Origin of the sequence: Bacillus sp. B25(2016b), from assembly GCF_001679765.1 — a bacterium.
In the GTDB taxonomy this organism is placed as follows: domain Bacteria; phylum Bacillota; class Bacilli; order Bacillales; family Bacillaceae_G; genus Bacillus_A; species Bacillus_A thuringiensis_K.
Window position 1 is genome coordinate 1,864,493 of sequence record NZ_CP016285.1, and the last position, 9,710, is coordinate 1,874,202.

Below are 9,710 nucleotides of genomic sequence, written 5' to 3' on the forward strand. Positions count from 1 at the left end.
AGGAAATACATCATGGAATTGTTTCAATTACCGAAAGCATTCCTGCAAATGAATACAATTTTTATCTCCATATTAATCGAGGCACTTCCTTTCGTGCTCATTGGTGTATTTATTTCAGGATTCATTCAAATGTTTGTTACAGAAGATATGGTAGCAAAATGGATGCCGAAAAACCGATTTCTGTCTGTTTTAATGGCTACTTTTTTAGGGATGATGTTTCCGGGCTGTGAATGTGGAATCGTTCCGATTGTAAGGCGATTAATCGGAAAAGGGGTTCCGCCATATGCTGGAATTGCATTTATGTTAACTGGGCCAATTATTAATCCAGTTGTTTTATTTGCAACATACGTTGCCTTTGGAAGTAGTATGCACATGGTATGGTATCGTTCTATTGTAGCGATTATTGTAGCCATTATCGTTGGAATTATATTATCATTTATGTTTAAAGAACATCAATTAAGAGATGATCACTTCCCAGAAGTGAATCATAAGCGTCCATTACGTAAAAAAATGTGGGATGTGTGTACGCATGCTGTTGAGGAATTTTTCTCGATGGGAAAATATTTAGTATTAGGTGCGTTAATTGCGGCTGCAGTTCAAACGTTTGTACAAACTTCAACACTTCTTGCTATAGGACAAGGGCCGTTCTCTTCACCAGCTGTTATGATGGGACTTGCTTACATTTTATCACTTTGTTCAGAAGCAGATGCATTTATTGCTTCGTCATTCCAAAGTACATTTTCAACAGCATCACTTGTCGCGTTCCTTGTTTACGGACCAATGGTGGATATTAAAAATATGTTTATGATGCTTGCGACATTTAAAACAAAATTTGTAATTGTCGTTACAGTTACAGTTACACTTGTTGTTTATGCAAGCTCACTACTCATTTATGCGATAGGGTGGTAGGTTATGTTTCGAGCGTATATATTATTAGGTTTTACAATATTAATTGCGCAGCTTCATATTTCAGGCAATATTACGAAGTATATCAATATGAAGTATGCCTATTTATCAACAACAGCAGCTATTATTTTAGGATTCTTAACGATTGTTCAAATTATTATCGTTTTCCAAAAAGAACATCAAAAAGAGAAGGAACAGCACAATTGTGGTTGCGATCATAGCCATTGCGGACATGATCATTCAAAAGATGAGAATACGTGGTGGAAAAAAGCATTTTCGTACACATTGTTTTGTTTTCCGATAGTCACAGGATTGTTTTTCCCGATTGCAACATTAGATTCCGACATTGTTAAGGCGAAGGGATTTCATTTTCCAGTAGCACAAGCAGAAAGTAAAGATCCATTTATGACAAGGCAATTTCTAAGACCTGATACGAGCATTTATTACGGGAAAGAAGGATACCGAGGTGTAATGGAAAAAGGTAAAAAAGAATTTGTTACGAAAGATAGTATTAATTTAAAAGACGAAGATTTTCTAAAAGGGATGGAGACAATTTATAATTATCCTGGTGAGTTTACTGGGAAAAAATTATCCTATAAAGGGTTTGTTTTCAGAGATGATTCATCTAAAAAAGAACAATACTTCTTATTCCGTTTCGGTATTATACATTGCGTAGCAGATTCTGGTGTGTATGGTATGTTAGTGAAAAAACCAGAAGGTGTAGAGTGGAATAATGATGACTGGATTCAAGTAGAAGGAGAGATAACTACTGAGTTTTATCAGCCGTTTCATGCAAATATTCCTGTATTAGAAATAACAAAATGGAATAAAGTTGAACAGCCGAAAGAACAATATGTATTTAGAGGAGCCGATTGATAAAATCGGTTCTTTTTTGTGGACTAAAAGTTCTGAATGTTGTTAATATTAAATGTGTAGTTCATTTAGTATAGTGACTATTAAAATGTTAGGGATAAATCATTAAAGGGGTGATAACAATGACGGAAGTAAAAGGAAAAACTGCCAATGAGTCAAGAGTGTTCAAAACGAGCCGAGTATTTCCAACAGATTTAAATGATCATAACACGCTATTTGGTGGGAAGATATTAGCGGAGATGGATATGGTTGCTTCTATTTCAGCATCCAGACATTCGAGAAAGGAATGTGTCACAGCATCTATGGACTGGGTTGATTTCTTACATCCTGTTCGTTCTTCAGATTGTGTTAGTTATGAATCTTTCGTAATTTGGACGGGGAGAACTTCGATGGAAGTGTTTGTGAAGGTAGTGGCTGAAGATTTAATCTCAGGTGAGAAGCGTATAGCGGCAACGTCATTTGTTGCTTTTGTTGCACTTAGTAAGGAAAATAATCCAGTTCCTGTACCGCGTGTTATCCCTGAAACAGAAGAAGAGAAAGAATTACATCGTATTGCTGTATTACGTGCAGAACAGCGTCATATACGTAAGGCAGAGAGTAAGAAAGTAGCTACATTGTTAACTTTTTGAGATGAATATTTAGCCATTTAAGTTACTATAGCAGGCGGAAATGATTTTAAAATGAAAAGCGGACACCTAAAAAATAGGTGTCCGCTTTTATAATTTTTTCATCCACATATCATATGACAGTAGCTACTTAGCAGAAGCAAGCAGCACCGACGATGATTAAGAGGATAAATAATACGACTAATAGCGCAAATCCATTACCATGTGCGAAGCCCATTGTTATTTCCTCCTTTTATTTTAAGATACAACATACAATATGCAAATGAGCTATTGTTTGATATGGACATATATCATGTAATGACATATTTTCTTGAATGATAATGTAATAAAAAAGGGAAGATATAGAAATAACAGTAAGTGGAGAAAGGAATTTATCCATGAAGTACTTTTTCGCTATAATCCTTTGTTTAATAGGTGTATTCATTTGGATGAATATCGATGTAGAAATGGGGAAGGAAATGGCTAGTGAATATGAATTAGGAAAAGTTCGATTAGGTGAATTTCAACTATATACGAACGGTGAAGAGTTATATAGGAAATTATTTGACGATATAAACGATGCAGAAAAGTATATATATATCCATTTTTATATTGTAGGAAAAGACGAAATAAGCCAAGAGTTTTTACAGTTATTAGAGAAAAAAGCATCTAGCGGAGTAGAAGTGAAATTGTCAGTCGATCGGGTAGGCGGATATAAGCTGAAGAAAAAGGTAATTAGCCGATTAAAAGAAAACGGTGTGAAGTTTACATTTAGTAAGAAACTGAAACTGAAAAATGTGTTCTATTCTTTGCATCAACGGAATCATAGACGTATTGTTACGATTGACGGAAAAGTATCATATATCGGCGGCTTTAACATTGGAAAGGAGTATCTTGGACAAAATCCGAAATTTGGTCCGTGGCGTGATTATCATGTACGAGTCAAGGGGAATGGTGCCACGGATATGGAAAGAAAATTTGCTGCTGATTGGAAAGAAGATACAGGAGAAAAAATGCCTATACATGAAAGTATACCTACATTAGGGAATGTGAAATATCAATATTTATTTTCAGATGGAAAAGGTTTATGGGAAAAATATGGAGCACTATTAAAGCAGGCTAAAAAATCTTTAATTATTGCTACGCCATATTTTGTACCAAGTAAAGAAATGATGAAAGAGTTAAAAGATGCATTAAACCGGGGTGTCAATGTGAAAATTCTCGTACCGTTTAAAAGTGATGCCATATTGTTAAAACAAGCTGCTTATCCGTATTTGAAAGAGATGAACCATGTTGGAGCTGAGATCTATCAATATCAGAATGGTTTTTTTCACGGGAAAGTAACAATCATTGATGGAGAAATTGTTGATATTGGGACAGCGAATTTTGATAATAGAAGTTTTTATTTAAATTGTGAGTCTAACTGTATCATATATGATAAAACAGCTGTTGATGAAGTATGGAGTCGATTACAGGTAGACTTTCATAAATCAAAAAGATTTTCAGAAGAAGACTTTGAGAAAATTAGTAAATGGGATTGGTTTTTAGCAAGAATGGCAAACGTTATAGCATCATATTTATAACATATAGACAATAGAGAAGGGAGGCACTTTCATGGACTGTATGAAAGAATTAATGAGATATAGTTATATGCTCATATATCAGGTTGGGGAGTATACAGTAGAGGTGAGAGACGAAGAATTAAAGGAGTTATTGCAGCAGCATTTACCATATATGTTACAAGCATATAATGAGCAAGTGAACTTTCAAGAAGGAGAGAATGTACAGCATATTACTTGTGAACCTCTTCCATTTCATTTGCATGAAATAGAAGAGGAAACGGAATATAAAGATACAGGAGATATCTATATTGCTACTGCATATATTTCGCATTTAAAACGATTAGCACTAAAGTTTGCTCAAGTTGCAGTGGAAGTTGCTAATCCGGAGTTTCGCTCATTTTTGGAAAATTGTTTCCTGAAAATGAACCGTTACGCTTATAGTGTGTGGCAATATGTTATGAAGAAGGAATATAAGATTACACATCTATATGAAAATGAAAAGTTTGCATGAGAAACTAAGGCGGAATGGTATGCGCCTTAGTTTTTTACGTCCATTGAGAGAAAATAACTAGTTTTATTGTGTATCGATTGGAAATGGAATATATAAATTAAAATCAAGTTTTGTTATCAGAAAATTTACAATAATTTACCGTATATTTACTGTTTTTCAATCTCTCCTTTAAAAATAGAGAGTAATATGGGATTGTACATATTCTATCACAAGGAGGAAACGCAAATGAACAAATGGGTTAAATCATTGACTGCTATGGCACTTGCAAGTTCTTTATTAATGGTAGGTTGTAGTAAAGGTGAGGATAAGAAGAAAGAAGAAGATACAACTACACAACAAGAGGACAAAAAGGATAAAGAAACAAGTGGAACTGAGAAGTCTACGGATTCTAAAGAAAAGAAATAAAGTAATAATAGAGCTTCCTCTTACATATGAGGAAGCTTTTTTGTTGTAATTTGATTGAGAGTATTGAAAAATAGAGAAAGAAGGAAAGAGGAGGGAAATAAATGAAAGTATGCATATTGGGAGCAACGGGACGAGTAGGTTCAAATATAATAAAATTAGCACTAAAGGATTCAGCTGAAGTGACAGCATTAGCACGTGATTTAAGTAGAATAGAAATACAACATGAAAGGTTGCGAGTGATAGAAGGTAATGTATTAAACGAAAATGATATAAAGAAAGCGATAGAAGGAAGTGATATAGTAATTAGTGCACTTGGAACGGATCAAAATGGAACATTAGCGAAGAGTATGCCACAAATTATAAAGGAAATGGAAGAAAAAGGGGTTCGTAAAATCATTACAATAGGAACAGCTGGTATTTTACAAGCAAGATCAAATCCCAATTTATATCGTTTTCAATCAACGGAATCCAAAAGGAAAACGACAACGGCAGCAGAAGATCATTTGGCTGCATATAAGGTACTAAGTAATAGTAATCATTTATGTTGGACAGTTGTTTGTCCGACACATTTAATAGACGGTGAGGCGATAAAGGTATATCGAACTGAAAAAGATATATTGCCAGAAGGTGGATCAAAAATTACAGTAGGTGATACAGCACACTTTGCATGGGACCTATGCAAGAAAAACATATATGAAAATAGTCGAGTAGGTATTGCATATTAAAAAACCATCCCGAAGTCGGGATGGTTAAAAGATGATATAACATACGAAGATGATAATCATAATGATTTGGAGAATTGCTTTCGCTACTGTACTGCTTAAAAAACCAACTACAGTAGCGACTCCAACTAGAAAGGCATCTTTTGGTGCTTTTTTATGCACTAGTTCTGTTATAAATACTGATAAGAACGGTATGATAATAAGTCCGAATGGGGGGAAGAAGAACGATCCGACAATGATAGAAATCATTCCGACACGTTCGCCCCATTTAGAACTACCGTATTTTTTTAAAAAATATCCATTTGCAATAAAGTCAGCAACGAAAATGAAAAGAGTAAAAATGATTTGAATAATCCAAAAAGAAGTTGTTAATTCTCCTCCATTTATACCGAAATGGTAAATCAAATATCCAGCCCAGACAGCTAGTATGCCAGGGATAATTGGATAAATAAAGGCGAGAAATGAAACAACGAAACAGGCAATGATACAAATTGTTAATAAAACAGTCACTTTATAGCTCCTTTTTAATATCTAGTTTATGTACAGCAACTTTTTTGACTTGATGTCCATCAAGTTCTAATACTTTAAATTGAAAACCAGCATATTCAATGGAATAGCCAGCTTCAATATTTAAGTCAATTGCTTGAGAGAGAAGCCATCCTCCGATTGTATCTAAATCACTATCATCAATATGTAGGCCAAAGATATCATTTACTTCAGAAATAAGCACCTTTCCATCTAAAACAGTAAGCTTAGGCGTACGTTTTTCAATCATAGGTGATTCATCCGCATCGAATTCATCTTGAATTTCTCCAATGATTTCTTCAAGAATATCTTCCATCGTTAAAAGCCCGGCAGTTCCACCATATTCATCCATAACGATTGCCATCTGAACACGATTTTTTTGAAGATGTACTAACGTTTTACGAATTGGAACTGTTTCAAATACAGTTAGAACAGGATGTATATAAGATTCAAGTGGTTTATAAATACCTTTTGTTTGATCATGGAATACTTCTTTCGTATTGATCATCCCGATAATATCATCTTTATCTTTTTCAATGATTGGATAGCGTGTATATTTTTCAGTAGCGACGATATCCATATTTTCTTCTAACGTATTTTCAGTAGATAGGCAAATCATTTCGGTACGAGGAACCATAATTTCTTTCGCAACTCGATCATCAAATTCAAAAATGTTATTTACATATTTATATTCGGTTTGGTTTATTTCACCACTTTTAAAACTTTCACCTAATATGAGTCGCAATTCCTCTTCAGAATGAGCCAGTTCATTTTCTTTCGCAGGTTCTAATCCGAGTAGTTTTGTGAAAAATATAGCTGTACTATTGAGCAGCCAAATGAATGGATACATAATTTTATCAAATAAAATAAGCGGTCTTGCAAATTTAAGTGTGATTGCTTCTGCTTTTTGAATTGCGAAAGACTTTGGAACTAACTCACCTAATACAACGTGGAAAAATGTAATAACGCTAAAAGCGATAATAAAAGATAAAGTGTTAGCCATTGTTCCAGTAATATTAATTTTTTCAAAGAGCGGTCGTAGCAAATGTTCTACAGTCGGTTCACCAAGCCAACCAAGCCCTAAAGAAGTGATTGTAATCCCGAGCTGACAAGCTGATAAATAAACATCTAAATTTGATATGACACTTCTTGCAGCTAAAGCTTGTTTATTACCTTCATTTGCAAGTTGGTCAATTCGACTTTTTCGTACTTTTACAACAGCGAATTCTGATGCAACGAAAAAGCCAGAAATAAGAATAAGTACAAAGATGAGAAAAATATTTAATATGTCCAAGTGTATTCTCCATTCCAAGGTTTGGAATAAAGATGTCACCTCCTGCAATTATGTTATACTTTTATAATAAATCCAAATGAAAAGAATAGTCAAAGGAAAAGGGTAAATATTGGTATGTTTCTGTAATAGTTTTTGAATTTGCTGTTATTTTGTCCGCTATACAAAAGGAATAACCCTCTACTTTTAGATTATAGAGGGTTATTTCAAATTAAGGTTTTGGAACACTTCTCGTTAAAGTGTATGACTGTTGCTTGGAGTAATTTGTGGTCCATAGTGTTTGAAGGAAAGAAAGCATGCTATAAGGGATATAGAGTAGTAATAAGCCGATTGTAACAATTATGGGGGAATTTCCGCCAAATTGAACGATAAATTGTAACAGTCCATTTGCATGAAAAACGCATTCCATAAAAACGAATGAAAGAATAATGGAACCTAAAATTGATTTATGATTCGAAGTAAGCGCCAAAAACAATGTATCCACAAGAAAAGAATCATGTTTTATTTCATATTCATTTTTGTTTTTCAAGAAAGGAATCCATTTTTGTACTGCTTGCATAACGATAATCATGGAAGTACTACATACGATAATAAAAGATGAGTAGTAAGGAAGGTTTATAAATTGTGCAACGTATAGAAGTAGTAATAAGACTGAACATTGTAATACTACAGTGCAAAAAGAGTAAGGTATCCAATTTAATACAGTAGTAAACTTTTTAAACGAGTTAGGTAATTTGAAAAATAAATGGCCGATACCCAAACTTATGAAAAATCCGATCGCAAGGGTAAAAGTAAAACGAACAATCGATATAAAATATATTTCCCATATGTAAGGGAATAATGGTGTTGAATGATTAGAAGTATGTATCATTTGGTTTGCTGAGAAAAAGATAGATTCATGCATCCAATCAACCTTTGGAATTGATATAGAAGAAAGCTGTGCGAAGTTTTGAAAAATGCTAATAAATCCATTTTGATAAGAGTAATTGTGTGTAGTAAAAAGAGCTGGAATAGGACTTATGGCAAAAATAACAATAACACCAATTATAAATTTACATATATGTGAGTGTAATAAGGACATATAACCACCTGCTCTTGGAATATTCAGAAAATTCTTATTCTTATTTTAGCTTTTTTTGAAAGAAGTTACAATATATTTTTCATTCAGCAATTCAGAGAGAAGATTTGATAGCAAAAATATGCAAGTGAAGGATTGATGAATAAATTATGACAAGAAAATGAATAATTTTCAGAAAAATAAAATAAATTATTTATTTTTTTCTGAAAATATAATATAGTTATGGCACAGAAAGTATTTTAACATAAGGAGGCTTTTTATGAGGATTAAAGGGAATTACGTGCCGAAAAGGGAAGTTTTACTGTGCTCAAGTTCGATTACGATAGGGGAAGCGTTAGAGCATTTAAATAAAACAGGGTATCGTTGTGTACCAGTTTTAGATGAAAAAAAAGAGAAATTTTTAGGGAATATATATAAAGTAGATATTTTAGAATATAAAGGATCACTTGATGAGAGTGTAATACAATTATTAAACGATAAAGAAGGATTTGTGAGAGAAGATTCATCTTTCTTTAAAGTATTTTTTACAATAAAAAAATTGCCTTATTTATCAGTAGTTGACGAAAAAGGGGTTTTCCTTGGAATTTTAACGCATAAAAAAGTTTTTGAGTTATTAGAGGATGCATGGGGCGTTCACTCTAGTAAATACTCTGTCATGATTGGGACGCAAGACTATAATGGAGCAATCCAAAAGTTATCGACAGTTTTAAAGAAATACACTGGTATTCAAAGTTTGATGACTTTTGATAATGATGCCTTATTAGTTCGTAGAATTATGTTTACATTAGGAGAAGAGTTTAACGACGGTGAATTAGAGACATTATTGAAAGATTTAGAAGATCACGGATTTAGAGTTGTGTATGTGGAAGAGATGAAAAATCCACGTGAAGTTGAAACGATAGAGTAACATAACAAAAGCCATCTAATTTGAAGTGACCCCCGAAAGTTAGACAGGTCGTTTCATTAGGCAGCCTCTAGGGTATGAGCCCGGTATTGTACTGGGCTCATACCCTTTAATTTTGCCTTAATTCTTTTATGATTATAGTATTCTATATACTTTGCTAACTCTTGTTTGAAATGTGTTATACTTTCAAATTCTTTTCGATACAGAAATTCCGATTTCATGATACCGAAGAAATTTTCAATAACGGCATTGTCATAACAGTTTCCTTTGCGAGACATACTTTGAGTTATGCCACAATTCTTAAGAGAATGACGGTATTGTTTCATTT

Annotated in this window: 13 protein-coding genes; 8 read left to right on the forward strand and 5 right to left on the reverse strand. The window is 33.4% G+C overall.

Annotation, left to right across the window (positions count from 1 at the left end):
• Positions 1–12 precede the first annotated feature (12 nt).
• The 3 genes from BAQ53_RS09580 (at position 13) to BAQ53_RS09590 (ending at position 2,408) form a co-directional block, all read left to right on the forward strand.
• Complete coding sequence (locus tag BAQ53_RS09580; protein WP_000418723.1) at positions 13–909, forward strand: permease; 897 nt, start codon at positions 13–15, stop codon at positions 907–909.
• A gap of 3 nt (positions 910–912) precedes the next feature.
• Positions 913–1,782 carry a TIGR03943 family putative permease subunit gene (locus BAQ53_RS09585; protein ID WP_208906805.1) on the forward strand — a complete coding sequence of 290 codons (870 nt, stop codon included), beginning with the start codon at positions 913–915 and terminating at the stop codon, positions 1,780–1,782.
• Between the two features lie 119 nt (positions 1,783–1,901).
• Positions 1,902–2,408, forward strand: a complete 507-nt coding sequence (locus BAQ53_RS09590) for an acyl-CoA thioesterase (RefSeq protein WP_131251384.1) — start codon at positions 1,902–1,904, stop codon at positions 2,406–2,408.
• A 127-nt stretch (positions 2,409–2,535) separates the two neighbouring features.
• Here BAQ53_RS09590 and BAQ53_RS09595 read toward each other — a convergent pair whose 3' ends face one another.
• Positions 2,536–2,622, reverse strand: a complete 87-nt coding sequence (locus tag BAQ53_RS09595) for a YjcZ family sporulation protein (RefSeq protein WP_000505094.1) — start codon at positions 2,620–2,622, stop codon at positions 2,536–2,538.
• A 160-nt stretch (positions 2,623–2,782) separates the two neighbouring features.
• Here BAQ53_RS09595 and cls point away from each other — a divergent pair, with 160 nt between their 5' ends.
• The 4 genes from cls to BAQ53_RS09615 all read left to right on the forward strand — a co-directional run bounded on the left by cls (position 2,783) and on the right by BAQ53_RS09615 (position 5,587).
• On the forward strand, positions 2,783–3,967 hold the full coding sequence (cls, locus tag BAQ53_RS09600; RefSeq protein ID WP_208906806.1) for a cardiolipin synthase: 1,185 nt from the start codon (positions 2,783–2,785) through the stop codon (positions 3,965–3,967).
• A 31-nt stretch (positions 3,968–3,998) separates the two neighbouring features.
• Positions 3,999–4,457 carry a spore coat protein gene (locus tag BAQ53_RS09605; protein ID WP_000340562.1) on the forward strand — a complete coding sequence of 153 codons (459 nt, stop codon included), beginning with the start codon at positions 3,999–4,001 and terminating at the stop codon, positions 4,455–4,457.
• A 225-nt stretch (positions 4,458–4,682) separates the two neighbouring features.
• Entirely contained in the window at positions 4,683–4,862 is a 180-nt protein-coding gene (locus tag BAQ53_RS09610; protein WP_001045967.1) for a hypothetical protein, read from the forward strand.
• Between the two features lie 101 nt (positions 4,863–4,963).
• On the forward strand, positions 4,964–5,587 hold the full coding sequence (locus BAQ53_RS09615; RefSeq protein ID WP_000861628.1) for an NAD(P)-dependent oxidoreductase: 624 nt from the start codon (positions 4,964–4,966) through the stop codon (positions 5,585–5,587).
• A gap of 24 nt (positions 5,588–5,611) precedes the next feature.
• Here BAQ53_RS09615 and BAQ53_RS09620 read toward each other — a convergent pair whose 3' ends face one another.
• The 3 genes from BAQ53_RS09620 to BAQ53_RS09630 all read right to left on the reverse strand — a co-directional run bounded on the left by BAQ53_RS09620 (position 5,612) and on the right by BAQ53_RS09630 (position 8,481).
• Positions 5,612–6,094 (reverse strand): DUF456 domain-containing protein, encoded by a 483-nt coding sequence (locus BAQ53_RS09620; protein ID WP_000217337.1) that lies wholly within the window; start codon positions 6,092–6,094, stop codon positions 5,612–5,614.
• Between the two features lies 1 nt (position 6,095).
• On the reverse strand, positions 6,096–7,403 hold the full coding sequence (locus BAQ53_RS09625; RefSeq protein WP_000353731.1) for a hemolysin family protein: 1,308 nt from the start codon (positions 7,401–7,403) through the stop codon (positions 6,096–6,098).
• Positions 7,404–7,611: 208 nt separating this feature from the next.
• Entirely contained in the window at positions 7,612–8,481 is an 870-nt protein-coding gene (locus tag BAQ53_RS09630) for a hypothetical protein (RefSeq protein ID WP_061884087.1), read from the reverse strand.
• 256 nt (positions 8,482–8,737) lie between these two features.
• Here BAQ53_RS09630 and cbpA point away from each other — a divergent pair, with 256 nt between their 5' ends.
• A complete protein-coding gene (gene cbpA / locus BAQ53_RS09635) occupies positions 8,738–9,385 on the forward strand; it encodes a cyclic di-AMP binding protein CbpA (RefSeq protein WP_001220526.1) in 648 nt (215 codons plus the stop codon).
• Between the two features lie 56 nt (positions 9,386–9,441).
• Here cbpA and BAQ53_RS09640 read toward each other — a convergent pair.
• Positions 9,442–9,710 (reverse strand): IS3 family transposase (locus BAQ53_RS09640; RefSeq protein ID WP_208905809.1); only part of this gene is annotated, 269 nt, incomplete at its 5' end.

What these genes read in the sequence shown, in the direction of transcription:
- BAQ53_RS09580 (WP_000418723.1), top strand. Translation starts at nt 13, where the DNA reads ATGGAATTGTTTCAATTACCGAAAGCATTCCTGCAAATGAATACAATT.
- BAQ53_RS09585 (WP_208906805.1), top strand. Translation starts at nt 913, where the DNA reads ATGTTTCGAGCGTATATATTATTAGGTTTTACAATATTAATTGCGCAG.
- BAQ53_RS09590 (WP_131251384.1), top strand. Translation starts at nt 1,902, where the DNA reads ATGACGGAAGTAAAAGGAAAAACTGCCAATGAGTCAAGAGTGTTCAAA.
- BAQ53_RS09595 (WP_000505094.1), bottom strand. Translation starts at nt 2,622, where the DNA reads ATGGGCTTCGCACATGGTAATGGATTTGCGCTATTAGTCGTATTATTT.
- cls (WP_208906806.1), top strand. Translation starts at nt 2,783, where the DNA reads ATGAAGTACTTTTTCGCTATAATCCTTTGTTTAATAGGTGTATTCATT.
- BAQ53_RS09605 (WP_000340562.1), top strand. Translation starts at nt 3,999, where the DNA reads ATGGACTGTATGAAAGAATTAATGAGATATAGTTATATGCTCATATAT.
- BAQ53_RS09610 (WP_001045967.1), top strand. Translation starts at nt 4,683, where the DNA reads ATGAACAAATGGGTTAAATCATTGACTGCTATGGCACTTGCAAGTTCT.
- BAQ53_RS09615 (WP_000861628.1), top strand. Translation starts at nt 4,964, where the DNA reads ATGAAAGTATGCATATTGGGAGCAACGGGACGAGTAGGTTCAAATATA.
- BAQ53_RS09630 (WP_061884087.1), bottom strand. Translation starts at nt 8,481, where the DNA reads ATGTCCTTATTACACTCACATATATGTAAATTTATAATTGGTGTTATT.
- cbpA (WP_001220526.1), top strand. Translation starts at nt 8,738, where the DNA reads ATGAGGATTAAAGGGAATTACGTGCCGAAAAGGGAAGTTTTACTGTGC.